This window comes from Morganella psychrotolerans, assembly GCF_001676155.1.
Taxonomy (GTDB): Bacteria; Pseudomonadota; Gammaproteobacteria; order Enterobacterales; family Enterobacteriaceae; genus Morganella; species Morganella psychrotolerans.
This window is the reverse complement of the sequence record NZ_LZEW01000012.1, coordinates 511,133-537,269: the sequence shown is the minus strand read 5'-3', so window position 1 is coordinate 537,269 and position 26,137 is coordinate 511,133. Positions and strand designations below refer to the sequence as shown.

The 26,137-nt window shown below is 50.8% G+C and carries 28 protein-coding genes; 1 reads left to right on the top strand and 27 read right to left on the bottom strand.

What is annotated here, in order from left to right; translation table 11 throughout:
• Positions 1 to 740 precede the first annotated feature (740 nt).
• Positions 741 to 1,880, bottom strand: coding sequence for a class C beta-lactamase (gene ampC / locus AYY16_RS12890; RefSeq protein WP_067367322.1), 1,140 nt, complete (start codon positions 1,878 to 1,880; stop codon positions 741 to 743).
• Between the two features lie 112 nt (positions 1,881 to 1,992).
• Between ampC and ampR the strand changes: the two genes are divergently transcribed.
• On the top strand, positions 1,993 to 2,868 hold the full coding sequence (gene ampR / locus AYY16_RS12885; protein ID WP_067367149.1) for a LysR family transcriptional regulator AmpR: 876 nt from the start codon (positions 1,993 to 1,995) through the stop codon (positions 2,866 to 2,868).
• Between the two features lie 2 nt (positions 2,869 to 2,870).
• Here ampR and hypA read toward each other — a convergent pair whose 3' ends face one another.
• From hypA to AYY16_RS12755, 26 genes are all read right to left on the bottom strand, one after another.
• Complete coding sequence (gene hypA, locus AYY16_RS12880; protein WP_067367144.1) at positions 2,871 to 3,212, bottom strand: hydrogenase maturation nickel metallochaperone HypA; 342 nt, start codon at positions 3,210 to 3,212, stop codon at positions 2,871 to 2,873.
• A complete protein-coding gene (gene hybE, locus AYY16_RS12875; RefSeq protein WP_067367142.1) occupies positions 3,205 to 3,696 on the bottom strand; it encodes a hydrogenase-2 assembly chaperone in 492 nt (163 codons plus the stop codon). Before hybE ends, hypA begins: the two co-directional genes overlap by 8 nt.
• A complete protein-coding gene (locus AYY16_RS12870; RefSeq protein ID WP_067367141.1) occupies positions 3,689 to 4,183 on the bottom strand; it encodes a HyaD/HybD family hydrogenase maturation endopeptidase in 495 nt (164 codons plus the stop codon). Before AYY16_RS12870 ends, hybE begins: the two co-directional genes overlap by 8 nt.
• Positions 4,183 to 5,886: a hydrogenase 2 large subunit gene (gene hybC / locus AYY16_RS12865; RefSeq protein ID WP_067367139.1), complete on the bottom strand. Its 1,704-nt coding sequence runs from the start codon at positions 5,884 to 5,886 to the stop codon at positions 4,183 to 4,185. Before hybC ends, AYY16_RS12870 begins: the two co-directional genes overlap by 1 nt.
• A complete protein-coding gene (gene hybB, locus AYY16_RS12860; RefSeq protein ID WP_067367133.1) occupies positions 5,883 to 7,064 on the bottom strand; it encodes a Ni/Fe-hydrogenase cytochrome b subunit in 1,182 nt (393 codons plus the stop codon). Before hybB ends, hybC begins: the two co-directional genes overlap by 4 nt.
• Positions 7,054 to 8,037, bottom strand: a complete 984-nt coding sequence (gene hybA / locus AYY16_RS12855; protein ID WP_067367131.1) for a hydrogenase 2 operon protein HybA — start codon at positions 8,035 to 8,037, stop codon at positions 7,054 to 7,056. The genes hybB and hybA overlap by 11 nt, the downstream gene beginning before the upstream one ends.
• A gap of 2 nt (positions 8,038 to 8,039) precedes the next feature.
• Positions 8,040 to 9,161: a hydrogenase 2 small subunit gene (gene hybO / locus AYY16_RS12850; protein WP_067367128.1), complete on the bottom strand. Its 1,122-nt coding sequence runs from the start codon at positions 9,159 to 9,161 to the stop codon at positions 8,040 to 8,042.
• 688 nt (positions 9,162 to 9,849) lie between these two features.
• On the bottom strand, positions 9,850 to 10,482 hold the full coding sequence (locus AYY16_RS12845) for a 4'-phosphopantetheinyl transferase superfamily protein (RefSeq protein WP_067367125.1): 633 nt from the start codon (positions 10,480 to 10,482) through the stop codon (positions 9,850 to 9,852).
• A gap of 4 nt (positions 10,483 to 10,486) precedes the next feature.
• On the bottom strand, positions 10,487 to 11,713 hold the full coding sequence (locus tag AYY16_RS12840) for a beta-ketoacyl-ACP synthase (RefSeq protein ID WP_067367122.1): 1,227 nt from the start codon (positions 11,711 to 11,713) through the stop codon (positions 10,487 to 10,489).
• Positions 11,710 to 12,450 carry a 3-ketoacyl-ACP reductase FabG2 gene (locus AYY16_RS12835; RefSeq protein ID WP_067367320.1) on the bottom strand — a complete coding sequence of 247 codons (741 nt, stop codon included), beginning with the start codon at positions 12,448 to 12,450 and terminating at the stop codon, positions 11,710 to 11,712. The genes AYY16_RS12840 and AYY16_RS12835 overlap by 4 nt, the downstream gene beginning before the upstream one ends.
• A 58-nt stretch (positions 12,451 to 12,508) precedes the next feature.
• The gene (locus AYY16_RS12830) at positions 12,509 to 12,985 is read right to left on the bottom strand and encodes an ApeP family dehydratase (RefSeq protein ID WP_067367119.1); all 477 of its coding nucleotides are present in this window, start codon (positions 12,983 to 12,985) and stop codon (positions 12,509 to 12,511) included.
• On the bottom strand, positions 12,975 to 14,153 hold the full coding sequence (locus AYY16_RS12825) for a beta-ketoacyl-[acyl-carrier-protein] synthase family protein (RefSeq protein ID WP_067367114.1): 1,179 nt from the start codon (positions 14,151 to 14,153) through the stop codon (positions 12,975 to 12,977). Before AYY16_RS12825 ends, AYY16_RS12830 begins: the two co-directional genes overlap by 11 nt.
• Positions 14,150 to 14,716, bottom strand: a complete 567-nt coding sequence (locus AYY16_RS12820) for a DUF3261 domain-containing protein (protein ID WP_067367111.1) — start codon at positions 14,714 to 14,716, stop codon at positions 14,150 to 14,152. Before AYY16_RS12820 ends, AYY16_RS12825 begins: the two co-directional genes overlap by 4 nt.
• Positions 14,716 to 16,929 carry an MMPL family transporter gene (locus AYY16_RS12815; protein ID WP_082970736.1) on the bottom strand — a complete coding sequence of 738 codons (2,214 nt, stop codon included), beginning with the start codon at positions 16,927 to 16,929 and terminating at the stop codon, positions 14,716 to 14,718. Before AYY16_RS12815 ends, AYY16_RS12820 begins: the two co-directional genes overlap by 1 nt.
• Positions 16,930 to 17,032: 103 nt before the next feature.
• On the bottom strand, positions 17,033 to 17,632 hold the full coding sequence (locus AYY16_RS12810) for an outer membrane lipoprotein carrier protein LolA (protein WP_067367106.1): 600 nt from the start codon (positions 17,630 to 17,632) through the stop codon (positions 17,033 to 17,035).
• Positions 17,629 to 18,051, bottom strand: coding sequence for an acyl-CoA thioesterase (locus AYY16_RS12805; RefSeq protein ID WP_067367103.1), 423 nt, complete (start codon positions 18,049 to 18,051; stop codon positions 17,629 to 17,631). The genes AYY16_RS12810 and AYY16_RS12805 overlap by 4 nt, the downstream gene beginning before the upstream one ends.
• Positions 18,041 to 19,786, bottom strand: a complete 1,746-nt coding sequence (locus AYY16_RS12800) for a glycosyltransferase family 2 protein (RefSeq protein ID WP_067367100.1) — start codon at positions 19,784 to 19,786, stop codon at positions 18,041 to 18,043. The genes AYY16_RS12805 and AYY16_RS12800 overlap by 11 nt, the downstream gene beginning before the upstream one ends.
• Positions 19,777 to 20,136, bottom strand: coding sequence for an ApeI family dehydratase (locus tag AYY16_RS12795; protein ID WP_067367098.1), 360 nt, complete (start codon positions 20,134 to 20,136; stop codon positions 19,777 to 19,779). The genes AYY16_RS12800 and AYY16_RS12795 overlap by 10 nt, the downstream gene beginning before the upstream one ends.
• Entirely contained in the window at positions 20,123 to 21,502 is a 1,380-nt protein-coding gene (locus tag AYY16_RS12790) for an AMP-binding protein (protein WP_082970723.1), read from the bottom strand. The genes AYY16_RS12795 and AYY16_RS12790 overlap by 14 nt, the downstream gene beginning before the upstream one ends.
• Complete coding sequence (locus tag AYY16_RS12785; RefSeq protein WP_082970722.1) at positions 21,465 to 22,085, bottom strand: COG4648 family protein; 621 nt, start codon at positions 22,083 to 22,085, stop codon at positions 21,465 to 21,467. The genes AYY16_RS12790 and AYY16_RS12785 overlap by 38 nt, the downstream gene beginning before the upstream one ends.
• A 10-nt stretch (positions 22,086 to 22,095) precedes the next feature.
• Positions 22,096 to 22,344, bottom strand: a complete 249-nt coding sequence (locus AYY16_RS12780) for an acyl carrier protein (RefSeq protein WP_067367090.1) — start codon at positions 22,342 to 22,344, stop codon at positions 22,096 to 22,098.
• A gap of 12 nt (positions 22,345 to 22,356) precedes the next feature.
• A complete protein-coding gene (locus tag AYY16_RS12775) occupies positions 22,357 to 22,620 on the bottom strand; it encodes a phosphopantetheine-binding protein (RefSeq protein WP_067367084.1) in 264 nt (87 codons plus the stop codon).
• A gap of 73 nt (positions 22,621 to 22,693) precedes the next feature.
• Positions 22,694 to 23,458, bottom strand: a complete 765-nt coding sequence (locus AYY16_RS12770) for a lysophospholipid acyltransferase family protein (protein WP_067367081.1) — start codon at positions 23,456 to 23,458, stop codon at positions 22,694 to 22,696.
• An 8-nt stretch (positions 23,459 to 23,466) separates the two neighbouring features.
• A complete protein-coding gene (locus AYY16_RS12765; protein ID WP_067367078.1) occupies positions 23,467 to 24,201 on the bottom strand; it encodes a beta-ketoacyl synthase chain length factor in 735 nt (244 codons plus the stop codon).
• Positions 24,202 to 24,313: 112 nt separating this feature from the next.
• Positions 24,314 to 25,360 (bottom strand): methyltransferase, encoded by a 1,047-nt coding sequence (locus AYY16_RS12760; protein WP_067367075.1) that lies wholly within the window; start codon positions 25,358 to 25,360, stop codon positions 24,314 to 24,316.
• A gap of 92 nt (positions 25,361 to 25,452) precedes the next feature.
• A complete protein-coding gene (locus AYY16_RS12755) occupies positions 25,453 to 25,833 on the bottom strand; it encodes a hypothetical protein (RefSeq protein WP_067367072.1) in 381 nt (126 codons plus the stop codon).
• Positions 25,834 to 26,137: the final 304 nt, after the last annotated feature.

The following is a 26,137-nucleotide window of genomic DNA, read 5'->3' as shown; positions in this document are numbered from 1 at the left end:
AAAAGACATTACATTGCAATGCTTTTTATTTACCTGTGACATTCGATTAAAATCATAATCACTATATGTTCATATGTAACTAATTAATATAATTGGAATTAGCTCCATTTATGATTGTATCGCCATAAAAACAGGTGCAAAAAACCAGCATTAAATTTTATTTTAATTAAAAACAGACAGATAAATAAGAATGAAAAACCGTTATTATGGCGGGGTTACTTAGTGTACGAGATGTTAATGATTACGTGGTTAATTGATTCATAAGGTATTATTTCACATCCTTATAAGTAGCATTCTGCTTTACCTCACCAGTCTTTTAAAGATTAAATACATGTAATACCACAGATTAATAATGCGTATTATCGCTATTATTATCGGCTTGGTTTAATAATATACAACTCTCTGTTTCGATACATCCGCCAATTTAAATTTATAAATACCGATATATACACTCAAATAATAAGCATAATAAGTTCATTTGCAATATAAATTACCTGTTAATTGACTTGCCGCTGCTGTCACTATGACAGAGACTCTGCATTGCTCTGTTAATATCAGATTAGTTATTATTTTTACCCGGTATGTCTGAATGACAGTGGCGGCTTTACTTTTTCCGCACTGATAGCCGGGGTGTAATGGCGGGGCTATATTTGATATAGCCCCGCCATTACACTAAACACCTCGTCAAACCAAACATAAAGGCCACTCATAATGAGTGGCCTTTATGTTCTAAAACCCGCTTACTCCAGCGCACTCAAAATAGCCTGTGCGGCTTTCACTCTTTCCGTATTCGGGTAGTTTTTATTCGCAAGGATAACAATTCCGATCTGTTTTTCCGGAATAAATGCCACATAAGCACCAAACCCGTTTGTTGCACCGGTTTTATGCACCCATGAGGCTTTTTTGTATGGCCGGACGCCGTGACTTGTTACCGGATGCGGTTCTAATGCCACCTCATTGGTCACGCCGCCCGCGATCATATCTGATTGCTGCGGCCAGTCATACATCTCCCAACCTAGTCCCTGATTAATTGCAGCTGTTTTGTAGTAACGCGTCTGTGCAACTTTGATCCCGTTTTCCAGGTCACTGTTACCCGTTTCAGACGGGTTCAGATTGGCTTCTATCCAGTTAAGCATGTCTTTTGAGGATGACTTCACGCCATAAGATTCGGCATCAAGCTGCTCCGGAGACAGGCGCACCGGCTCATTGTTTTTATAACCATAGGCATACTGATTCTTTGCCGCATCCGGCACAGTAATAAATGTATGTGACAGTGCCAGTGGTGTAAAAATACGTGTCTGAAGTGCTTTTTCATATGGCATATCAATGGCTTTTGCGGTCAGGACACCAAACAGCCCGATACTGCTGTTTGCATACAGACGCATATCTCCCGGTGTCCATTGTGGCTGCCACTGCTGATAAAAATACAGTAAATCCTGCCGGGTGACTACCTCAGACGGCACCTGTAACGGCAATCCGCCCGCCGTGTAAGTTGCCAAATCCAGTAAGGTGATTTTCTTCCATTGCGCAGAATTAAGTTCCGGCCAGTATTTTATGGCAGGGTCACTCAGTGAGATCTCATTTTTTGCCACTGATATGCCGCCAAGCACACCTGTGAAAGTTTTGCTTACAGATCCAAGCTCAAATAGTGTATTTTCTGTTACCGGCTGTTTTGCCTGTACATCAGCAAGCCCGTAATTAAAGAAATACTGTTTTCCCTGCACGGTAACAGCTACTGCCATACCCGGAATTGCCTGCTGCTTCAGTAATGGCTCAATAGTGTTATTAACCGTGGCAGCGACATCTGCCGCGATTGACAGCCCCGGTACTGAAAATACCAGCAGTGCCGAAACCAGTGTTGCGGATAACGATTTTGTCATCATAATTAATCTCTTATGTATATGGATCCCGGGCTGAAGTATCGTCAGAATACGGGTACAGAACAAACGGTAAATTATAACAAGAGCCTAAAGAAAAACTTACAGGTGATATATGGTCAGACGCTATATTCCGCTGAATCCGCTCAGAGCATTCGAAGCCGCCGCCCGCCATCTCAGTTTTACCCGCGCCGCTGTTGAGCTGAATGTGACTCATGCCGCCGTCAGCCAGCAGGTCAGATTACTGGAAGAACAACTCAGGTGCGCGTTGTTTGTCCGCGTGTCCCGCGGACTGGTACTGACTCACGAGGGAGAGAGTCTGCTGCCGGTACTCAATGAGGCGTTTGATAAAATCGCCGATACCCTGGATCAGTTTTCGCAAGGGCAATTCCGTGAGCGCATAAAAGCTGGGGTGGTCGGGACATTTGCTGTCGGCTGGTTATTGCCGCGCCTTGCGGATTTTTATGATAAATACCCGCATATTGATGTGCAGATCTCCACGCATAATAACCATGTAGATCCCGCCGCAGAAGGACATGATTATACTATTCGCTTTGGAAACGGCGCGTGGCACGAAGTGGATTCTGAATTAATTTTCAATGCACCGCATGCGCCGTTATGCACGCCGTCAATTGCTGAAAAACTACAGCATCCTGATGATATTCTTCAGTTTCCTTTATTACGATCTTACCGGCGGGATGAATGGAGCAGATGGATGAGTTGCGCAGGCGGGAAAGCGCTTTCGCCGTCACACCCGGTCATGGTGTTTGATACCTCGCTGGCAATGGCAGAAGCCGCGCAGCTCGGCGCCGGGATTGCGATTGCCCCGGTCTGCATGTTTGAGCGCCGGATACAATCCGGCGCACTTGTTCAGCCCTTTGCCACAGAAATTACACTGGGCGGTTACTGGTTGACGCGTCTGCAATCACGCCCGGAAAGCCCGGCAATGAAGCTGTTTGCACAATGGTTAAAAGAATATGGAGAGCCGTAATCTCACTCTCCCTCCAGGCTTTTTACCCGCAGCGCGTCGCCGTCACTGACCCGCAGACGTTCTCCGTGACAGTGAGGACATGCCGTCGCGTGCTGCATTACGGACACTGCTCTGCTGCAATCCCAGCACCAGGCCTGCGCGGGGATAATATCAATGTGCAGCGTGCAACCTTGTGCCGCTGTGTCGCGGCAGGCAATATCAAACGCAAAGCGCAGCGCACTCTCTTCCACATCGGCAAGTGCGCCGATTTCCAGCCAGACATCCGTCACCCGCGTGATACCGTGCTCCTGCGCCTGTTCGCGGATAATATCCGCCGCACTCATGCAGAGTGATAACTCATGCATGCCCGCGTTCCGCGTGACGGAGGAATACCTCGCGGCGACCTGCCATCTGCGGCGCGTCCGGATCACTTACCGGCAGCGAAAGCAACATACGCGCGCAATCATCTGCCAGCCGCATTCCCTCTTCCGCTGCCAGTGAATGCGGCAGCGGTGATAACAGTGAGCAGGTGAGATACTGCGATACACCGTCCAGCTCCCCGACAGTAAATGTCATGGTGCCGTACGGCAGATGCAGCCCGATTTTTTCACTGACCTTACGCGCGGTCCAGGTTTGTCCGGGTCCCGGGAAAATCAGCACGCTGAACATCCACGGCGTAATCACACATCCCGTCCACTGTCCTTCAAACAAGGTAAAATTTGTGACATAGACCGGCATCGACGGATGCAGAAAAGTAAGCTGTTGCATCGCATCACCGGCGATTTTCTCAAATGCCGTTTTTATCTGTGCCACCGGGCTGTTCTGAAAGCCCTGAATATCATCAGACATGTGCCGGCTCCTTTAAAATTGCGTCAACACCTGATTCACGCAGTGCCGCCAGCACCTGTTGCAGTGCGGGCTCAACAGCCGCTTTAAGTGTCTCTGTCATACCGATTTCCGGCTCCAGAGATTCCGGGATAACCCCGACCAGCGTGAGTTTGTGGGGAAATTCCCCGGTAAAACGCAGGGCTGACAACACATCTGACAGCCCGAGCTGATGCGGCGATATTTTGTTGGTAAACAGCGCAGGGACTTCATCATCGCGCAGGATTTTAATGGTTCCCGGCGTGCTTTTTGTGGTCACGATGGCATCGGCGATAATCAGATGATCCCGCCCAGCCATACTGTCCAGTAACTCCATTCCTGCCGTGCCGCCATCCATAACCTCGACATAATCAGGCAGATGATAGCGCTGCTCCAGCGCTTCAACGACATGCACACCAATCGCTTCATCTGTCAGCAGAATATTACCGACACCCAGCACCAGTATCCGCATTACAACACCTTCACTGAGACAGTTTCGTTACCATCGATATCAACAATATGTACCGCACACGCCATACAAGGGTCAAATGAATGGATAGTCCGCACCACTTCCAGCGGTTTCTCCGGATCGGCAATTTTCAGCCCGACCAGTGACTGTTCATACGGCCCGACCACATCATTATTATTGCGTGGTCCGCAGTTCCAGGTGGACGGCACAACCGCCTGATAGTTTTCAATCACACCATCTTTGATAACCACCCAGTGCGATAACATCCCGCGCGGTGCTTCCAGGAAGCCCACGCCTTTGATGACGCCGGTTTCCGGGATATCCGGTTTCACATAGGTAATATGGTCGCCGGTGCCGATGTTGGCAATCAGCGCGGCATACTGATGTTGCAGAACCGCCTGCAATTCACAGCAGTGTACTGTGCGCCCGATAATACGACCGAGAGTGGAGTGTAATTGTTTCACTTCCAATGGTTTGCCGGTTAATTGTGTATAAACCGCAATAATTTCATTCAGTTTTTCCTGCGTGCCTTCATGTTTTGCCGCCAGTTTGCAGAACATGTTTGCCAGCGGTCCCACTTCCACGGTTTTACCGTACAGTGTCGGCGATTTTACCCAGGAATATTTGCCGTCAGGATCCCAGCCGGTGTAATTCGGGTTGGTTGTGCCTTCCCACGGCTTTTGCGGTTCTTCATCCTGATACCAGGCGTGTTTTGCGCTCTCCTGAATCCCCTCGAGCAGGAAAGGATCTGCCTGAGAGGTGATCGGGCGGAAGGTGCTCAAATCTGCGTTTTCAATGTAACCGCCGGGGAAAAGGAAACTGCCGTTTTTGCCGTCAGTCGGGAATTCAGGGGTGCTCAGATAGTTCACCGCGCCCTGCCCGGTTTCAAACCACTGCGGATAGAATGCCGCGATCACGGCAGTATCCACTTTATAAACCTGCTCGACGAAATCATTGAGCTTATCAATGAATGATTTGATGTACATCAGGCGCTCAAGATTCAGAGTGCCGAGTCCGTCAAGGTTGATCGGATTCGCCACACCGCCGACAGCAAGATTCTGAATATGCGGAGTTTTTCCGCCCAACAGCGCCACAATGCGGTTGGCATCGCGCTGACACTCCAGCGCGTGTAAGTAGTGCGCCACGGCGATCAGATTGACTTCCGGCGGTAACTGCATCGCCGGGTGTCCCCAGTAGCCGTTGGCAAAAATACCCAGTTGCCCGCTCTCCACCAGCGTTTTGATTTTTTCCTGCACCCGGGTGAATTCCTGCGTACTGTTCAGCGACCAGCTTGATACGCCGTTAAGCATCGCCGAGGCTTTCGCCGGATCGGCTTTCAGTACCGAGGTGATATCCACCCAGTCCAGCGCGGACAGCTGATAAAAATGAACAATATGGTCATGAGTGGTGTGTGCCGCCAGTATGATATTGCGGATATGCTGCGCATTCACCGGCACATCCAGATTGAGGGCATTTTCCACTGCGCGCACAGAGGCCAGCGCATGCGTGGTTGTGCAGACGCCGCAGATGCGTTGCAGGATCATCCAGGCATCACGCGGATCTTTGCCCTTCACAATTTTTTCCATACCACGCCACATGGTGCCGGAAGCCCAGGCTTTGGTGACCATGCCGTTATCGATTTCACAGTCGATGCGTAAATGCCCTTCGATACGGGTGACCGGATCAATCGTAATTCTCTGGCTCATGACTTGCTCGCCTCATGATAATTGTGAACAGATGATTTTTTTAAAGGAGGAATTATCGGCAACAGGCGGATCAACAAGATGTACGCGCAGATCTCAACAGCCACGAAACCAATCGAAATTAATAATTCTGCCGCCGACGGGAAGTAGTGATAGCCATTTCCCGGATCAAAGGCGAGTAGTGAATAGGCGAGACGCCACGCCGCACAACCAAGCATCATGCTCAGTGCGCCGATAAAGAGCAGACGTGAGTCACGGCGCAGTTTCGGCAGGCTGAATACCGCCAGCGCAAATGCCATCAGCAAAATCTCTGTCCAGAACATCGCAGAGTAATAGTCACCTGCGAAAGCAAGACCGAGTTTGCCGTGATAAATTAATTCGCCGAAACGCAATATCAGAAACAGCGCCATCAGCACGCTGACCGTGACAGCCAGTTTGGTAAACAGGTTTTTCTCATCCTGCCCGTTGCCTTTCAGCCCGCTCTGTAACAGTGAGCCTTCAAACACGACAATGGAAAAACCCATAATAAAAGCGGTCAGCAGAGAGAACAGCGGCAGCATTTCATAGCTCTGCCACAGCGGATGTACTTTATAACCGGCGGCAATCATCAGTGAACCCATGGATGACTGGTGCATCGCAGGCAACAATGCGCCGAGGGCAATCACAAAAAACATGATTTTATTCAGTCGCTTGAGGGACACTTTCCAGCCCATGCGCTCAAATACCGCCGGGGCAAGCTCCAGCGCCATCACGCCGATATAAATCGTCATACAAACCGCTGTTTCCAGCAGGACTGAATTCACATTAAAGATGCCGGGAATAAAGAAGTTCGGCATGTTCCAGTAACGACCCAAATCAATGGTGATGGACAATCCGCCCAGTGAATACCCCAGCAGACTTGCCAGCAGCGCAGGGCGCACCAGCGGGTGATATTCCCCTTTATTAAAGACATATACCGCCCACGCCAGCGCCCAGCCACCACAGGCAAATCCGGTGCCGATCAGCAGATCAAAAGCAATCCAGATCCCCCACGGGTAGCCGCCGTTCAGATCTGAGACAGATCCCAGCCCGAAAATCAGACGTTTGACGATAAGCAGCGCGCAGAGGATAACAAGCGGTCCGAAAATGATGATCGGCTTACTGAATAATTTTCCGCCCAGTGGTTTAGGATCATGACTCATGGTCATCCCCTCCGTCATGATGGTCGTTTTTGGTATTGCGGCGTACCAGCACTGTCAGACCCGCCAGAACAGCAAGCGGCAGGATCATGCCTTTATAAAGGGTGTGCTGGATATTTTCCGAGCGGGCGCCGGTTGAAAGTTCAGCCAGTTCAGGTAATTGCAGATTTTTATACGGCACGCCGGTCAGCACCATCACCTGAGTACCGCCGCCCTCTTTTTCCCCGTAAAGATGCGGGTAGTAAGAAGGTACGGTGTGTTTATACTCATCGCCGGTTTTCAGGGTCTGGCGCGGATAGCGGTACTCCTCGCCTGCGTTCAGTCCGAGACGTTTTTTGGCTTCACTCATCAGGTCTTCGCGGGAGCCGAAAATAATCGCACCGGTCGGACACACGTCCACACAGCCGGGCAATCTGCCTTTATCCAGCAGTTCCACGCCTTTCTGATTGCACAGCTCACACTTGTGGATCATCCCGAACGGATTGTCGTAATCATATTTCGGCACATCAAACGGACAGCCGACCATGCAGTAACGACACCCGGTACAGACATCTTTGTCATAATGCACGATGCCGGTGACCGGATGTTTTTTCAGTGCGCCGACCGGACAGACAGAGACACAGTTAGGATCAACGCAATGCATACATTGTTTTTTGATGTAGGCATAACCGTCTTTTTCCTGATCTTTGTGCTCACCCGTACCGCTCTGCCACACCTGAATAATATTGTTAGTGTACGGTGACAGTTTGTCATTGTTGGACCAGATCTGTTTACCCTGCGGGTTACGCCCCGGAAAGTTGATATCCTGGCACTTTGTCACACAGGCCTGGCAGCCGATACACAATGTTGAGTCATAGAGCATGCCGAGCGAGCCCGGGATCGGCGGGCGGTTTTCTGCCGCCGCATGACCTGCGGAGGAACTCCCCAGAAGCAAAGCCCCGCCGGAGGCTACTTTAATAAAGTCACGCCTGTTCACAGTTACTCTCCCCGCGGCGAGTCAGCATCATTTTTCTTTTGCTGACGCCCCAGCTCACGCACCGCCATAACACTGACACCGGCAACCAGCCCGACAACACCGCCGAGCAACCCGATGGCACCACCGGAAACCACGCCGCCCTCTTTCAGATCCACATCCGGTTTTTCCGCACGCGGAGTCGGGTTCTGCACAGAAGCAAGCTGATGGATACCTTTATGGAAGCCGACACCGGCTTCGTTACAGCCATAGCAGGGATGCCCGATAGCCACCGGCCACACGCCGCCGACATCACAAAACTGTAATGTCGAGCAGTTGCCGTAGGTTTCCGGTCCTTTGCAGCCCAGGTGATAGAGACACCAGCCTTCGCGGTGACCTTCGTCGCCGAACTCTTTGGCAAAACGACCGGCATCAAAATGTGCGCGGCGCTCACAATGTTCGTGGATCAAACGTCCGTAGGCAAAAAGCGGACGGTTTTTGCTATCCAGTTTCGGTACGGTGCCGTAGGTAATAATGTGCACAACCGTTGCCAGGAAATTGTGCGGATTCGGCGGGCAGCCCGGGATATTAATAATGGTTTTGCCCGGCAGCACTTCCTGAAGACCCACCGCGCCGGTCGGGTTATCGCCCGCTGCCGCAACACCACCCCATGCGGCACAAGAGCCGATAGCAATAATCGCAGCCGCATTCTCAGCCGCTTTACGGATGTGGTCGGCAATCGGTTCGCCCGCGATCATGCAATAAATGCCATCATCTTTCAGCGGCACAGAGCCATCCACCACCAGCACATACTTGCCTTTGTATTTCTCGATGGCATTGTGCTTATTCGCTTCGGCCTGATGACCAAATGCGGCGGAGAGTACCTCGTGGTACTCCAGAGAAATCATATCAAGTAAGAGGTTTTCGATTGTCGGGTGCGTCGCCCGGAGCAGGGACTCAGTGCAACCGGTACACTCCTGTGCAGATATCCAGATGACGGGGGGACAATCCTTACGGCTGACGGACGCCGCAATTTCGGCAGAGGCATTTGAACTGAGACCCATAGTTGCTGCTAATGCAGCACAGAGTTTCAGAAAGCCGCGCCGGTTAATACCCTCAGAAGTGATAAAAGTATTATCTTCAATCATTCTATTATTCCGTAGTGTTTATTTGAGACATAATGTAATCGTTTTTTTTAAATAATTAATGCGACACAGAACAAAATCAACACTAAAAATAAGGGTATTGAGCGGGGTTATAAGTAACAAAAAGAGATAAAATAATAAAACATTCATAGCATTGGAATACAGACAGAGGCAATCAGATGTTTTTATTAAAATTTAACATTTAAAACGATATAAACGTCTGAATGTTAAATCTGGCTTTTGACTATTCCTAAAGATTAAAACCCTCTGTAAGAATGACAAAAATGCTACGTGAATGGAGTCAGCAGAACAGCTAAGACCAGTCAGCACAACGGATAGCAGAATGTGAATCGTTTTGATTTCCGGATAAAAACAATGAGAGACAACCGGGGGCCTTGTATGATTTTCATACTAAAGATTAAAAAGTGGACGTTATTTGTTTTTCTTATTTAACTTAACGGGAAAAATCATATCGCTATTATGCATCATAAAACACGTATGCTTTACCGTGTCTTTATTTTCATTTCTTATAATTAAATAAATATATACCCCGATGAAATCAGATGGGAATGAATATAAATCTTATTTTATAACTATTCTCAACAACAGGAAGCAGCGCTCTTAATAAATTCATTATTACGCTCTTTCAATAACGGGAAGAGAATAAATAAAGCTCTCCACTGTTATACTCTCATTCAGGAGGCAGACAGACCCACTGAGGAGTAGAACACAGTAAACCGACAGAGCAACACAATGAAACTGCGCACTCAGGAGTATGCAGCGCCAGCAGTTGCAGTTGCTGTGTGTCCAGTGCGCTGCTGTCTGTATCATCCGGTCTGATTTGCCAGACAGTCTCCCCCCGCTGCTTGATTACCGCTTCGTGAGCTGTCCAGCTATGCCAGAAGCACGAGAGTGCGGTTTCTTCATCCGGCGCACAATGCAGCGCAGATTGTTCGCCGGCACTAAAATAGCGCGCCGCCAGGCTGAGATAACGATGCCGGGGGCGGGGACGGATAACTTCAATATCAAGCCCGATATCTGACCCGCCGGTCATCGCCAGCGCAATACAGTCACGGCTGTGACTGATGCTGAACCGGGGTTGCGCAGGGTCGGCAAAACAGGGTTTTCCCTGCGCAGAGAGATTAATGGTTCGCAACGCGTCATAACCGACCGCATGAGCCAGCAGACGCCGCCCGGCAATAAAAGAGGGCGTATTACGGGCAGCGCCCCCGCAGACGGACAGAACCTCTGCACAGGCCTTATCATCACTGCACAGCGCCGCAATATCCGCCAGCCAGATAACAACACGGTCTGTGCAGTGCATCAGGTCAGACGCGGCTTATCACAATCGAGGTATTAATACCCCCGAATGCAAAGTTATTGGTCTGAATAATCCCGGTATCAATTTTACGCGGCGCACCCATGATGTAATCAAGCTCTCCGCACTGAGGATCAGGATTATTCAGGTTCAGGGTTTGTGCAAACCAGCCCTCACGCATCATCGCCAGGCTCATCCAGGCTTCCAGCGCACCACAGGCGCCGAGCGTATGACCAAAATAGCTTTTCAGGGAAGAAACCGGGGTATTCTTGCCGAAAATATTCGCCGTCGCCTGACTTTCTGCAATATCGCCCCGCTCCGTTCCTGTACCGTGCGCACTGATATAGCCGATATCCTGCGGTTGCAACCCGGCATTTTTCAGGGCTTTTTCGATACAAATCTGGATAGTTTCGATTTTAGGCTGCGTGATATGTGCCGCGTCACAGTTAGTGGCAAAGCCGAGAATTTCCCCGTAAATAGTAGCTCCGCGTGCAAGGGCGTGCTCGTAATTTTCCAGGATTAACGTGCCTGCGCCTTCGCCGATAACCAGCCCGTCACGGGCTGCGTCAAACGGCGCCGGTGTGGTTTTCGGCGCGTCGTTTTTCTGGCTGGTGGCAAACAAGGTATCAAATACTGCGGATTCAGACGGACACAGTTCTTCGCCACCGCCGGCAACCATCACCGTCTGGTAACCATGACGGATGGCTTCATAAGCATAGCCAATCGCCTGACTGCCGGAAGTACAGGCGCTGGAAGTCGGGATAACGCGCCCCCGTAAACCGAAAAATAACCCGGCGTTAACGGCTGTGGTATGCGGCATCATCTGAACATAAGTTGTACCGGTAATATTGTGCGTGTGTTTTTCCGTCAGCATAGTGGCAAATTCACTGACCGGTTTGGTGCTGCCGGTTGAAGAGCCGTAAGCTATCCCCGTTTCTCCGCTGGTTAACACCGGGTCGTCAATCAGCCCCGCATCTGTCAGCGCCAGTTCACTGGCACGGGTCGCCAGCAGGGAAACCCGTCCCATTGAGCGGATTTTTTTACGGGTATAGTGCTCCGGCAGAATAAATTCCGGAATTGGTGCTGCCAACTGAGTATTCAACCCGTCAAATTCAGCCCATTCAGGCATCACCTGAACGGCATTTTCGCCTTTCAGTATCCGTGCTTTAACCGCATCCCAGTTTTCGCCGAAGGCACAGACGCCACCCATTCCGGTGATAACGACCCGATGATTCATAACATACCTCCGTTGACTGAAATAACCTGCCGGGTGACATAGCCCGCGATATCTGACATCAGATACGATGCCAGCCCGGCGACTTCATCCGGAGAGCCGGTGCGTTTCATCGGGATCATCGCCATCGCCTGTTCCAGCGCCGCCGGCTCCATCGCAATCATGCCGGTTTCAATTAAACCGGGCGCAATGCAGTTTACGGTAATTTTTCGTTTTGCCAGTTCAACCGCAAGGGCTTTTGTGGCACCGATAATACCGGCTTTAGCGGCACTGTAATTGACCTGTCCGCGATTTCCCGTCAGTCCGGATACTGATGACAACGTGATTATCCGCCCGCCGTTGCGCAGACCAATCATCGGCATAATACAGGGCTTAATAACATTATAAAAACTGTCGAGATTGGTACTGATGACATCGTCCCAATCTTCGCCGGTCAGTGCCGGGAATGCCCCGTCCCGGGTGATCCCTGCATTGCACACCACGCCATAATAAGCACCGTGCGCGGCAATATCCTGCTCCAGGATCTCCTGCGTGTTCTCCCGCAAAGAAACATCAAACTGAATCAGCCGTCCCTGCGCACCGGCGGCGTCAATCTGAGCCAGTGTTTCCAGCGCACCTGTTTTATCCTGTAAATAGTGAACCACAATATCAAAACCATCCTGCGCCAGTTTTATGGCTATCGCTTTGCCGATGCCTTTGCTGGCACCGGTGATCAGAACGGTACGATTACGATTTTTCATCATTATTATGTCTTTTGGTTTAATTGACTGTGTTGATTTAATTAACTGTTTTTTCTTATTAATGACAGTAACAATCGCGCTGGAAAAGCGCTGTCAGCTCATCAAATGCGGGCTGATAAGTGGTGATCCGCCCGGTCGCCAGGCTGATATCTCCCGCACTTATCTCGCCCTCAAAGCTGCCGATATTGTCATCTTTTAACTGAAGCCTGACCGTTACTGATAAACGCGCACCTGCCGGAAATGCCGGACAGCTACATTTAATTCCGCGCCCGCCGAGAAGCAGTCCCACCGCAGGCTGAGAAACCTGATTCTGCTGCTGGTGCCAGCCGGACCAGACGCCGACTGTCTGAGCCAGCAATTCAATAGCATACCATCCGGGCAGGTTCCCGTTTTTATCAAGAAACCGCCCGAGCACGCCCGGTGCTGTGACAACAACATCACACCGGGCACTTTCCGGCTCCACGCTGATAACGCTTTCCAGCAGTACCATGGGTGCCGAATGCGGCAGATACGCCGCCGGTTTATCATATATCATGCGTCACTCCTGCAAATATCAGAGCACAGTTATTGCCACCGAATGCAAACGAATTCGACAGGATCACCGGCTTGCGCAAAGGAATTTCTGTGGTCAGCAGACCACAGGACGGTAATTGACTATCCTGCGGTTTATCCGTAAAAATCTGCGCCGGTAACGCCAGATTCTCTTTCAGGATAAGCCAGCACAGCCCCGCCTCCCCGGCTCCGGCAGCGCCCAGCATGTGACCGGTCAGCGGTTTGGTTGAACTACAGGGGGTATCCGTACCAAAAAGCCGGTTGATGACAGTGGATTCCATCGCATCATTGAGCGGTGTTCCTGTCCCGTGCAGATTAATATAGCCGATATCCCCGATTGTCAGTCCCGCGTTATCCAGCGCCATGCGGATTGCCTGCTCCGCACCTTTGCCGTCAGGCTCAGGCGCAGACATATGATAACCATCTCCGGACTCCCCGCCGCCGGGAAAAGCCACGTCTGCCGGTTCGCGGCTCATCAGTAACAGTGCTGCACCCTCACCGATGGTTATTCCGGGGCGATCCTGCGCAAACGGCTGACACAGCGTCAATGAGAGTGCCTCAAGGCTGTTAAAGCCATTGATTGGCATCCGGCTGAGTGTATCAGCGCCCCCGGCAATCACCGCATCCACCAGCCCCGCCTTAATCAGACGCTGACCCGACAATACCGCCCGCGCGCTGGATGAACAGGCGGTAGACAGTGTATAGGCAGGTCCGGTCAGGCTGAGGTTAGCGGCAAGAAACCGGGCAGGATCACCCAGCTCCTGCTGATAATAATGGTAGCCCGGCGCTTCCCCTGACTGAAAGTGCGCATCAATAAAGTGATCCGCCTCATCCAGCCCCGAGGTACTGGTACCGAGGATCACCGCAATACGATCCGCACCATAAGTGTGTATCATCCGGGTCACCGGTTCGCGGATCTGCTCTAATGCCGCCAGCAACAGACGATTATTACGGCTGTTATGTGCATGCAAATGCACCGGAACATCAGGAAGCTCCGCCTGCACGCCACCCAGCACACACGCATCACCTGACTGTAACCAGTTATCCCGCGCTTTCATACCGGGCGCATGGCGCAGCGGCAGATTACGGCGGATCTCTTGCGTGTTATTTCCCAGCGCATTGAGCATGCCAACCGCATTAATGTAAATCATGGCGTGGTTTCCAGATGAGAGATGATTATCTGATAACTGAATATCTGATTGTCTATCTGCACAGGGATGCGCTCTCCCTGTGCGTTACTGTAAGTAATAAGGCTGACAATCTGTTTCTGTTCATCCCGCAGCTCTCTCTGGTCACCGTTATCAGTCAGAGTCCATCCCTGCGGTAACTGAGGCGCCCAGCGCGCCACCGGCCAGTAACTGAGCATAATATCTGACAGCACCTGCTCCGCAGGCGGGATCTCCGGCAGCATCACCGATTGTTCGGTCCGGATCCCGTCTTTATCATAATGGAGTAAAAACAGGCGGATCCCCAGAGAAGAGAGCCCGGCAAGCGTCAGTTGCTCTTTATCTGCATCCAGCAGCGCCACCAGCGAATAGGATTTTCCTTTGACGTTTGCGGTCAGCAATTGCTGCTCACTGACCGGCATATCCAGTCCCGGTGACGGAAGGATCACACTGACGCCGGGCTTGAGCCAGGCGCGGGGCTGCTTATCCTGCTGTGGTGTTACGCATCCGGTTAAGATAAATAAAAAGAGAAAACAGACTGAACGCATTATCGTACCTTGTTTTTATGTCGTTGTTTGGTTGTGCCCATTGTCAGCGGGGAGAACAACCATGCACTGAAGATACCGGCGCACAGCGCCAGTCCGAATCCCTGTATTGCCTGGGTGGCACTCATCACCAGCATTCCCAGGGTCAGTAATGTGGTACAGAGTGCAACAGTTACCGCCAGCAGTGATGTCAGTGCGGTGCCTTTCGGGTTACTGAAAAAGATGCTGTAATTAATCCCTATGCCCAGTACCAGCACCAGCGCCAACAGAGAAAAGAGATTGAGCGGCATTCCGCTTATGCCGAGCGCGCCCAGCGCAACCAGCAGTGACAGCGTGGTCGGGATAACACACACCAGCCCTCTTTTTATCCCTTCGCGGAAAAGATAAGTCACCACCACGACACAAAATGCCACGCCCAGCAGAATACTCAGAACCAGCCGGTAGAAACCGAAAAGCTCATCAAACTGCGCTTTACGGGCGATCCAGCTTGCGCCCTCATGATCATCAGCCAGTTTTGCCAGCGCCCCGGTATCTTTCACGCCGGTTACCGGCAGTAATATCCCGGTTTCACCGGTTCCGGGCAGCGTGAGTAACATCAGACGCCAGCCCTGACTGACAGGTGATGCCAGCCATTCTTCCGGTGTAACTGACATAGCGGACGTGTCAATAACCGGATCTTCCGTGCCGATAGCCTGTAAACGGGTAAGTACGCCGGGTGCGGCATCGCGGACTAATTTTGCATTCTGACTTTGACGTTGCTGTGAATAAAACGGCACGCGCTGATACGCACTGAAAACGCCTTTTGCCCGCAGGGCATCCAGTGGCTGTAACATATTTTCCAGGCGCTGAAATGCCTGCTCCGGCGATGCACCGGTTACCAGAAACCAGGTCTGGTCACTGCGCTGACCGGTCATTTCGCCGATATCGCGATCCTGCTCTGCCAGGGTCTGAGGCAGTGCCTGCAATGCCGCGATATCATCATTAATCCGTAGCTGACTGATCCCCGCCAGCGAGAATAGTACAGCCAGCAGAGGCAGCCCGGTTCTGACCCATTTATTATGCCGCCAGACAGCCAGCCAGCGCAGCAGCAACATACTGAAAGGAACCGGGCGGACAGGTAATCCGCGCACCAGTACCGGGAAAAGCGTGATAACCGTCAGGCACGCGCCGGTCAGACCGGCAGCGGCAAACAGCGCCAGTTGGCGGATACCGGGGAAAGGTGCCAGCATCATAATCAGATACGCGGAAACGGTCGTACCCAGCGCCAGAATAAGCGCAGGGCGTACTTTTAAAAGACTTTCGCGCGGGCTGCTCTGCTGCCCGTAAACCATCCGTTCTGTCAGATAGTAAATCGCATAATCCACAGAAATCCCGATAATACTCATACTCATCACCAGGGTCAGCAGATGGATTTCGCCATAAACCAGCAGTGTTGCCACCACCCCGCACAAACTGCCGGTGAGCACAGAAAACAGGCAGAGGAACAGCGGTCTTATTGAGCGGAAAACCGCGACAATCAGCAAAAAGACACCCAGAACGGTTACCGTTCCCAGACGGCTCATGTCTGACTGAGCCTGTTGGCTGGCGTAATCACTGTAATACAAGCTGCCGCGTACTTTGATCTGCCCGCCGGGATTGGCTTTCAGCCAGTCTTGTTGCATCGCTTCGAGCGTACTGACCGTCTCATGTGATTTTTTCAGCTCACCTGCGCCGTCATTCAGTTCTCCGTGGATCATATACCACGTCCGCCCCTCGGCATCGGATACGGTCAGCCAGCCGTTACGCAGTGAAAATTTACTGCCCGCCTGCTGTAACGCCAGTTGTGATCCGCGCACCAGCAGCATCGGGTCATGTTGCAGCTCAACGCTGCTCAGCCCTGAAAAAGCAGAAAACAGTTGTCCGGTGATCCAGTCCGCCTGCTGCTCCCCGTTCTGTAGCCGGGCGCGGGTTTGCTCATCAACCAGAGCGTTACGGTGGCGATAGTAAAATTCACCCCATGATTTCTGCTGCTCCGCCGTTACCGGCCCGTTGACTGATGCCATAAAGGGCTGTTTTTTCAGTTGGTTAAGCCAAGAAGAGGCGGCATTATCCTGCACCTGCGGCGCCCCCGCCGCCGGGCTGACCAGCCAGACCAGCTGTTTATCAAGCCTGGCAAGAAACCCCTCAGACAGCGCCGGAGACGCACTGCTTATCACCTGTACCGGCAGCAGCGCCATCACACTGGATGCAATGCGCGCCTGGGGCAGCAGCCAGATAAAAAGCGCCACCAGCAAAAGGCAGCATCCCGCCCAGATCCGCGCGCCTGTACCAAATATACGCTCAGTCAAAATAGCGCGCCTCTTCCGGTGTCAGGTTTTCCGGCATAAGCTGATGGTCTGAAAAAGTAATCGTTGTTGCATCGCCCTGTTTATCTGTCAGCACAACCTGTTCGATCACCTGCGAACCACTCAGGCTAATCTCAGAAAACAACTTGTCGAGCGGAGTCGTCACCGGCACCAGATGCAATTGCCATTTCCCCTGCCCTTTGTCGGTAAATGTGGTGGTGAAATGATTTTCCAGCACGGTTTTGTCCGCTTTGATAAGCGCCCTCATCAGGGCATTAAACTGAAACATCTGTGGATTATTTTCTGCCGTAATGGTCTGATCAGGCTGTCCGTTCATGCGCTGAATCATCTCGTTATCGCGCAGAATAAGCGTGGTAACAAATGGCTCACGCTGCTGCCACCACAACCCTTTTTCCTGAGACAGCAACATAGATCCCGTCGAAATAAGCGGCGCTCTGATATTTTTTATCTGCCGCTCCTGGGTAAATTTGGCTCTCACGGTTGTCTGAGTGGCAAAGGTATCGCGCAGTTCATCAATGGTCAGCGCCTGCGCCAGACCGGAAATAAACAGCAGTACTATCACAATGTATTTCACTTTTCGATCCCCATCCGGGCAAATAAAATATCCGGGCTGACAAATTGCAGCTCATTGGTATGCTTCTCAACCGCGACCTGTATGGTGTAACCGGTTGTCAGTTTTTCACCCGTTTTTTTATCGCTGATAATATAATTAATCTTTAATCTGTTTTCATATTCGGCGATTACGGCACGAACCGTCACGATTTGCTCGAAACGCGCTGACCGGCGGTATTTCACTTTTACATCCACGACAGGCCAGACATAACCGGAATCCAGCATTTGCCGGTAGCCGTAGTCAAACTGATTAAGCAGTTGCTCCCGCGCGACTTCAAAGTAACGCAGATAGTTACCGTGCCAGACAATCCCCATCGGATCACAGTCATGAAAGGGGATAAAAACATCCACATCGATAGTAAAACGCGGATCAGACAACATGGCGGTTTTCCTCCGGTGAGACAGAATCGGCAGGTAACTGCCAGAAAGGATAAAAATTAAACCAGTCCAGGGGGGAGAGCAGTGTGTAGTGCTCAAGGCGCGCCGCATACTGATCAATATAGGTCTGCAATGCCGCATCACGCTGTTTGCGCGGCAATACCACAGGGTCGGCAAACGCCTCGCTGTGAATAATGATGCGCCCCTGCTCTTTCAGGGCGAACATCAGTACCACGGGGCATTTGAGTAATGCTGCCAGAATAAAGGGTCCCTGCGGGAAAGGTGCCGGTATGCCCAGAAACGGGCTGCAACTGATGCGCCGGGTATTGTGCTGAGAGCTGGAGACAGCAATCCTGTCCCCGACAATCGCCACCCATTCACCGGCCTGTATTTTATCCTGCAATAAGACTGCGATATCAGGTGTGATAGCCGTTACTGAGATAAGATTCAGCATCGCCTGCGGCGCGACTTCCGCCATAATTTGCTGAAAACGGGCGGCATGCTCATGAAAAACCAGGGCATTTATACGTTTGATCATCCCGGTTTCCGCCAGCGCGCGGCACACTTCAATATCCCCGAGGTGTGAGGCAAGAATAAGCTTTCCGCCCGCAGAGTCAGACTCCAGTACAGACAGTGCACCGGGAGCAAACGCAACATCGCGGTTCCAGACCAGTTTTCCACTCCAGCCCGCGACTTTATCCAGCATCGCTTCCCCGAAGCGCAGAAAGTGACGATAACTGTTCAGTCCGGAAGGTGCCTTCCTGCCCAGTGCCTGATAGCGGGTACGGATTTTTTGCAGATAATCACGGGAAGCCCGGCTCTGTTTTCCGCCGGTCAGCCACAACCCACCCGCCACAAACAGCAGCAGAAACTGAAATGGCTTACGACCAAGCAGATTATAGACTTTTATCATAAAGCGCATACCGCAGACACCGCGCCGCTCAGCCGTCGCACCCCAGTGCCGGACGGGTCTGCGCCATAAAAGACGCGGAATACGGGGTAACATGCCGAAGAACAGCCGCGTATGCATTTTGGAAATACGCACATTGTCTTTCACCACATCAAAATGCGAAATACCGGCCTGCGGATAATACACCCGGGTCGGCAGAAAGCGGCTGTCTGTCCCGTCCCAATAGAGGCGAACCATAATTTCAGTATCAAAATCCATGCGCTGCCCCACCCGAACCTTATCCATCACAGCAAGCGTTGCGGCGAGAGGATAAACCCGAAAGCCGCACATACTGTCTTTCAGGGAAAAGGATAATGTTTCAATCCACACCCAGAAATGCGTGATATAGCGCCCGTAAAGGCGGGATTTGGGCACAGATCCGTCATACACCGGCTGACCGGAGATAAGGTTGTCCGGCGTTTCAGTCGACATCGCAAGCAGTTGCGCAACCGCATTGAGATCGTGCTGACCATCAGCATCAACCTGCAATGCATGTGTGTATCCCCGTCCGGCAGCCAGACGAAAACCCGCCTCCAGCGCCCCGCCTTTACCGAGATTTTGCGCCAGGCGCAACACCTGACACTGCGGGAATGCTGCCTGTACGGCGGCGATATCGCTCTGTGTGGTTTCATCACTGCCGTCATCAACCACCAGACAATCAAGGTTCTGTGCTGTCAGTGCTGAGACGACTGCCGCCAGCGTTTTTCCGTGGTTATAGCAGGGGATCAGTGCACAGGGCTTAAACAGCGCAGGCGCAACAGAGATCCCGGCAGAAAGAATTAAGGACATAACCGGATTTTCCCGCTGCTCATCAGTACCGGTTCCGCATCCGCTGACGGAAAGGCGTGATAACGGAACTGTAATTTTTGCAGTTGTGCATCCCATGTCAGCAGCAGCGTGACCTCATCCTGCGGCAGAATGGGCGATAAAAACTTCACCTGTTCCAGTGATGAAAATGCGGCATTAACATTGAGATAGCGCGCCGCATAATGTATTGCCCATTCAATTTGCGCCACGCCGGGTAACACCGGCTGAGAATCAAAATGTCCCTCAAACCAGGAAAGGGATGGCGGAATAGTCAGTGTTACGCTCAGCGCATCCGGACCTGTTAATGAGTGCGTTTTTTCAACCGGTAACATTAAATAACTCCTGTAATACCGACCATGATCGTTTGCTCTGCGGATTTAACGGAATAACCGGAACCACACGCCAAAACCTGGGAACAGCCACAGGATCGGTGTGATGCCGTAAAAAAGCGCGCCACTGTGCAAACTGCTCCGCTCCGGGTGTTTTTGTCCCGGCACAAACCACCACAACCGCACCCAGATAGGTCCGCCCACGGCGGGATACCGGCACAACAGCCACATCCGCGACAGCCGGATGTTCAATCAGACGGTTTTCAATTGCCGTGACAGAAATGCGTTTCTCACCAATTTTAATAATTTTATCGGTGCGCCCGGCGAGAATAAACCCGCCGTCATCCGTCAGTTGCAGCTTATCTTCCAGCAGGAAATGCGTCTGCGGTGCCAGCAGTGCAGAATGCAGATAATAGTAAGATTCGCCCTGCGCCGCAGAGAGTGTCGCGCCGTCAAACAACTGCCAGGCGCTGTCACCGCTGCGTCTTTCCCGGTGTGCAACCACACCGGTTTCCGTGCTGCCGTATATTTCATTCACCGCAACCGCGCCCCAGCGCAGAGTCGCATCGGCCAGCGCCCATTCCAGTTTTCCACCGGCAGAAATAATAAAAGACCAGACCGGCGGCGCCAGGTTATGGTCGAGGAACTGCAAAAACGCGGGGCTGGTGATAAAAATATAGGGTTCCGGATACGCAAGCTGCTCCGGGAATTCGACTATTGTGGTATCCGTCAGATACCCGAGAGAAAGCGGCAGCCAGAGACAAAATGTCAGACCATATAAATGCTGATGACTGACAGAGCCACGGACACATCCCGCATGAAATGAATGTTCCCATAATGACGCCAGCCAGCGGGCTTCCGTATCCATAACCGCCAGTGATTTATCAACACGTTTGGGTGTGCCGCCGGAGCCGGACGTATAAAGTGACAGATAACTGTCCGCCGGGATCGCCGGTAACGGCTGAACCGGCACAGACACATCCTGATACGCCGGGGTAAACCAGCCGTCAGAAAATGGCGGCAGAACGCCATCTGTCAGCAACAGTGTATTACTGTCCGTCAGGGCAAGGCATTGTGCGGGGTCATGATTACCGGGCAGTACCGGTGTTTTTCCGGCATGCAGCACCGCCAGCAGCGCCACAATAAAATGTGCGCTGTCCTGAAAGCACAATATACACGCCTGCGCAGGATGCCGGATAAGCGGCTGACACAGCAGGCTTACCTGTTGCGTCAGTCCGGCAATGGTGATTATCCGCCCTTCATGACGTAACACCGGGGTTTCCGGCGCGGCTGCCAGCCACTGAGATACAGGACGGTAATGATTTTCCATATTATGACTTAATCTTGTGTTGGTTCTGCTGCGGATCATTGCGCTGCACCCGTCTGCGGACACACCATTCCCCGGCAAATAACAAACCAATCAGTAAATAACTGATAAATCCGTTCCACAACGCCCAGAGGGTCACATCACCTGATAGCGTTGTCAGCAGCGCAATCGTCCCGTTCAGAATAAAAAACAGGCACCAGACCTGTGTGACCCGGAACGTATAACGCTGCCCGTGCGGGCTGAGATCCGGCGTCTGCAAACGGGCGAGCTGTTCAATTACCGAGGGCGGGCGGTACAGGCTGTAGCTGAACACCGCCAGTAACGTAACGTTTACCGCAACCGGGTAATACATCAGCGCCTGATGGTTTTTAAACAGTATGCTCAGCGTGCAGAGCAATACGCCTGTCGCGGTCAGTATCAGTGTCAGCCGTTTATTGTGCCGTGCCGTTTTTGATAACAACACAAAACGCACAACAAAATAGCCCAGCAGTACCGCGCCTGTGAGCTGCATCTTCCCGAGATAAAGGAGATACAGCACCACAAACGGCCAGAGGATCATCAGGACAATATCCGCCCCTCTGAACAATAACGGAACATACCGGCGATAGCCGCCAACGTGTTGCATAGCAGCCTGATTATTCTTCAGTAAAAAGGTCGCTCAGCACATCAACAACATCCTGCACTGTACGGACACTTTTAAAGGCTTCCGGTTTGATTTTTTTTCCGGTTTTTTTCTGAAGATAAACAATCATATCCACCGCATCAATACTGTCGAGATCCAGGTCTTCATACAGACGGGATTCCGGTTTGATCTGATCGGGTTCAATTTCAAATAAAGAAACCAGCAACTGACTGATCTCCTGATAAAGTTCTTCCTGTTTCATCGTTATTTCCGGTTATTTCTGTGAGTCAATATATGCTGCTAACGTGGCAACAGAATAAAAATGTTTACGGACTTCATCGCTGTCCGAAGATAAAACAACGCCATACCGGTTTTTAATCGCCAGTCCCAGTTCCAGCGCATCGATAGAATCCAGACCCAGCCCGTCACCAAACAGCGGGGCATCCGTTTCAATCTCGTCCGGGGCAATATCTTCCAGATTCAGCGTGTCAATAATGAGTTGTTTTAATGCATTCTGCACTGATGATATATCGGCCATAGCAAGTCTAAATCCCAATGATTATCTAAAATTTAATGGTTATGTAAGTTTAATGACGGTGTAAATTTAATGGTCACAGTAAACGGCTTTCAAAAATACGCGTCAGTTGCCGCGCCCGCAGAGACGGTAATTCGGTTTTCGGATCAATCAGTTGATCACTTTCCAGTCGTTCACCTATCACTATGTTATAACGCAGTTTTTGTTGCGGAATATCATACCAGCGGCTCTGTTTCGTCAGCGCCGTTTCACTGTTATAAATATGAATAAAGCGTACCGGGCAATCACACCGCAGGGCAATATTTGCCGCTCCCCGCTGAAATGGTGTCCGCACACCCGGTGTCGTCCGGGTACCGGCGGGAAATATCAGTAAATTATCGCCCTGCGCCAGGCGCTCCCGGCTCTCTTCCAGCAAAATGTCATGCTGGTTATTCACTAAATAGTGGCAGGCACGGATAACGCCACTGACAAACGGATTACGCAGCAGTGCTGATTTTACCAGACAATCCACATCCGGCATGACGGAGGCAATCAGTACATAATCCAGCAATGTCGGGTGATTCGCGAGGATAAGACAGCCTTTATCCTGGTGCAGTTTTTCAGCGCCACCGACAGTATAACTCATCACCCCCAGCACTTTTGTGACCCATAAAAACAACCTGAAACTATAACTGACACTGCGCCGCGCAAGCCTTACCCGCAGAGGTTTATTCCGACAAAACAAAAACAGGCCGTTAAACCAGATAAATGAGAGTAATACCCCGCCGACGCCGAATAACACAAAGCAAAACAGAGTGATACATTGCCGCCAGAGCCGCTCCGGCCAGTACATAAAACGCATAATTATCGTCAGTTACCCTGCCAGTTCCACCGGTGGGTATCACCGGTAACATGAAATTGGTTCTGCGCGTTCAGAAGCCCGTTTAAAAATTGCAGGCTCTGCGGAAGGTTGCTCTGCTCTGAAGATGCCGGGACAACAGGCTGTGCGGTACACGACCATTGCGTTCCTTTTGTCAGTACCAGCGCACAGGCATAGGGCGGAAAAGGCGTACCGTCAGGCAGAACAGGCTGATAAACATCCGGAATTGCGCCGTCAAAATCCACGAAAAGAACACATTTATGCCCGCCGTGTAATAAAGATAACACCTCGAATAATCCCTGCTGAAAACTCTCTTTTCCCGCAGAAACAGACGAGGTCGGTACAGTGGATTTTGCAATAATCGCCAGAGTCCCCACCGCCGCATTATGAACAGACATCGTAAAATTTGTCGGTGACGCGGGGGTTTGTGTCGCTAATTCGCTGAGGATACGGTAATTCCGCTCCAGCTCACCGTGGCGACTGCTGAACACAATGGCATCCACTGACGGGTGTTTCCGCAGCATTTCCAGTCCACAGTTGACCGCCAGACGGCTGCCGCTGTTTAAGCGCCGCGCCATCATCATCGGTAACTGAGAACACTTAGGCAGCGGATGTGCGGCACTGATAACCGGTGCAGACTGCCGGCTCCACGCAAGCCACTCTTCTGTCGTCGTCAGTCCCGGTGCAAGCGCTGTCCGGTCAAGGATATCGATACTAAAGCGCATAAATACGTAAACTCACCAATCAGATTATGTTTATACCCTTATTCATTCAAACTGCAGGCTCGTTGGCTGCCTGCATCCTGAATGATGTTGGGTAGGCATATTTCAGTACCGGCTATTTATCCGCCGGAGTGCAGATAAGCAAAGTATGCCCCACGCCTAAATTATGTTCCGTACGCTCAATCTCAAACCCGGCATTGTGCAGCAGTGTTTTAAATTCACTCAGTGCATAAAAGCGGCTGTTTCCGTTAGCCATGCAGGTAAAATAGAGTGAGGATGCATTCAGGCTGAACGCACCTGCATGATACGGCTGACAATCCCAGAACAGCTCCATAATGGCGACTTTTGCCCCGGGTTTCATGGCAGTGCGGATTTTTATCAGGATTGCAACGATCTGTTCAGGGGTGAAACAGTCAAGAAACTGGCTCATCCACCAGATATCTGCCGCATCAGGTAACGCAGACTCATCCAGAATATTAATGGCGGTGCCGGCTATCCGTGCATGATGGGCCGTTGTGCTGATATTTTCTTTCATCAGCGCTATCTGCTGCGGTAAATCGAGGATGGTCACATTGATACAGGGAAGTGCCTCACAGCAGATCAACGCCCATTTTCCGGTATTCCCGCCGACATCATAAAGCTGAGACGGAGAATACTCTGCAATCACACTGACGGCCGCGTTGAAAGCACCACTTGAATAAAAATGATCGAAATTAAACCAGCTGGTTTTTGCCGGTTCGGGTAACTGGCTCAGGGCAGGATAAATCGTTTCCCACGGTCCGAACACTTTCAGTCCTTCCGGTTTGCCGTTCTCCAGTGATTCTTTCAGTGAAAACAAACCCTGATAGCAAAGATGTTGTGTAAAATCGAGATTCACCCGGGTCATTTCATCATGAAGCAGGAACCAGCCGGTTTTCCCCAGACAGTAAGACTCCCCGTTCATATAAATTAATTTACCGGTCAGCCCCATATCAAGCAGCAGAGAAACCGCATAATCACTGCACGAAACAGCCTGCGTTATCTCACTGAGAAGTGCGCCTGTTTTTCCTTTTTCATCAAGAAAAGCCAAAATACCAAAGTCGCGCAAACACATTGTTGCCTGGAATAACATGGGCGCAAATGCAATTTTCTGAGCGTCGCTGATGGCATCAAAAGCAGAAATATCGTCGTTATCGAATTTTAATTTTTTTTATCATAATTATAAATTAAATGTAATTTCACCTTAGTGAAATTACATTTTTATCAGAGTTATATTTACAGAGCAGCAAGGCGGAGCTGAATATCTTTATCCAGGTTATTTACCCAACGATTATAACTTTTATGAATCTTACCATCAGAGGCTTTCAGATTCTGGCTGTCAACATAACTGATTTTATAAGAAGTTGCGCTATAGGTAACCTTGATCCGGACAGTGTGATCGCGTGAAATCAGTTTACCTTCAATAACACCCGGAGCGGTCTGTTTCATAATCCAGTCACGTTTCTGACCTGCTTCCAGAATAGCTGTTTTTACTTTATCAGCCGAAACATTAGCAGTAACAGAGGTTTGAGGCGTCAGAATGGGTGCAGTACGGGCACAGCCCCCTAATAAAGCCGTTACAGCAAGAGCAATAAATATACCTTTCATCTTTTTCATACGACGTATTTCCTGTCAATCTAATGAGTAAATGACACAAAAAGCTAAACGATGAATATATACAAGACCGGATTTAATGTACACAAGAACAGGAAAATTTATCATTTTTTGGAGGGGCATTCACACCACTGCCTGATATACCTGCTCCTTATTTATTTACCGATAAAAATCAAGTTGATCTGCTGATGATTCCTTTTATTTTCAGCCGGATAAACAGCCATCCTGTAATTTGATACCGGCAATAACACAGTAATATTTCTGATAAACCAACCGGTAAACTAATGCCCGGCGCCTGTGTTTATCT

Bases quoted from the DNA above. Each gene is read 5' to 3' on its own strand.
- ampC (WP_067367322.1), bottom strand. From the start codon at position 1,880: ATGACAAAATCGTTATCCGCAACACTGGTTTCGGCACTGCTGGTATTT.
- ampR (WP_067367149.1), top strand. From the start codon at position 1,993: ATGGTCAGACGCTATATTCCGCTGAATCCGCTCAGAGCATTCGAAGCC.
- hypA (WP_067367144.1), bottom strand. From the start codon at position 3,212: ATGCATGAGTTATCACTCTGCATGAGTGCGGCGGATATTATCCGCGAA.
- hybE (WP_067367142.1), bottom strand. From the start codon at position 3,696: ATGTCTGATGATATTCAGGGCTTTCAGAACAGCCCGGTGGCACAGATA.
- AYY16_RS12870 (WP_067367141.1), bottom strand. From the start codon at position 4,183: ATGCGGATACTGGTGCTGGGTGTCGGTAATATTCTGCTGACAGATGAA.
- hybC (WP_067367139.1), bottom strand. From the start codon at position 5,886: ATGAGCCAGAGAATTACGATTGATCCGGTCACCCGTATCGAAGGGCAT.
- hybB (WP_067367133.1), bottom strand. From the start codon at position 7,064: ATGAGTCATGATCCTAAACCACTGGGCGGAAAATTATTCAGTAAGCCG.
- hybO (WP_067367128.1), bottom strand. From the start codon at position 9,161: ATGATTGAAGATAATACTTTTATCACTTCTGAGGGTATTAACCGGCGC.
- AYY16_RS12845 (WP_067367125.1), bottom strand. From the start codon at position 10,482: ATGCACTGCACAGACCGTGTTGTTATCTGGCTGGCGGATATTGCGGCG.
- AYY16_RS12840 (WP_067367122.1), bottom strand. From the start codon at position 11,713: ATGAATCATCGGGTCGTTATCACCGGAATGGGTGGCGTCTGTGCCTTC.
- AYY16_RS12835 (WP_067367320.1), bottom strand. From the start codon at position 12,450: ATGAAAAATCGTAATCGTACCGTTCTGATCACCGGTGCCAGCAAAGGC.
- AYY16_RS12830 (WP_067367119.1), bottom strand. From the start codon at position 12,985: ATGATATATGATAAACCGGCGGCGTATCTGCCGCATTCGGCACCCATG.
- AYY16_RS12825 (WP_067367114.1), bottom strand. From the start codon at position 14,153: ATGATTTACATTAATGCGGTTGGCATGCTCAATGCGCTGGGAAATAAC.
- AYY16_RS12820 (WP_067367111.1), bottom strand. From the start codon at position 14,716: ATGCGTTCAGTCTGTTTTCTCTTTTTATTTATCTTAACCGGATGCGTA.
- AYY16_RS12815 (WP_082970736.1), bottom strand. From the start codon at position 16,929: ATGGCGCTGCTGCCGGTACAGGTGATAAGCAGTGCGTCTCCGGCGCTG.
- AYY16_RS12805 (WP_067367103.1), bottom strand. From the start codon at position 18,051: ATGTTGTCTGATCCGCGTTTTACTATCGATGTGGATGTTTTTATCCCC.
- AYY16_RS12800 (WP_067367100.1), bottom strand. From the start codon at position 19,786: ATGTCCTTAATTCTTTCTGCCGGGATCTCTGTTGCGCCTGCGCTGTTT.
- AYY16_RS12795 (WP_067367098.1), bottom strand. From the start codon at position 20,136: ATGTTACCGGTTGAAAAAACGCACTCATTAACAGGTCCGGATGCGCTG.
- AYY16_RS12790 (WP_082970723.1), bottom strand. From the start codon at position 21,502: ATGATCCGCAGCAGAACCAACACAAGATTAAGTCATAATATGGAAAAT.
- AYY16_RS12785 (WP_082970722.1), bottom strand. From the start codon at position 22,085: ATGCAACACGTTGGCGGCTATCGCCGGTATGTTCCGTTATTGTTCAGA.
- AYY16_RS12780 (WP_067367090.1), bottom strand. From the start codon at position 22,344: ATGAAACAGGAAGAACTTTATCAGGAGATCAGTCAGTTGCTGGTTTCT.
- AYY16_RS12775 (WP_067367084.1), bottom strand. From the start codon at position 22,620: ATGGCCGATATATCATCAGTGCAGAATGCATTAAAACAACTCATTATT.
- AYY16_RS12770 (WP_067367081.1), bottom strand. From the start codon at position 23,458: ATGCGTTTTATGTACTGGCCGGAGCGGCTCTGGCGGCAATGTATCACT.
- AYY16_RS12765 (WP_067367078.1), bottom strand. From the start codon at position 24,201: ATGCGCTTTAGTATCGATATCCTTGACCGGACAGCGCTTGCACCGGGA.
- AYY16_RS12755 (WP_067367072.1), bottom strand. From the start codon at position 25,833: ATGAAAAAGATGAAAGGTATATTTATTGCTCTTGCTGTAACGGCTTTA.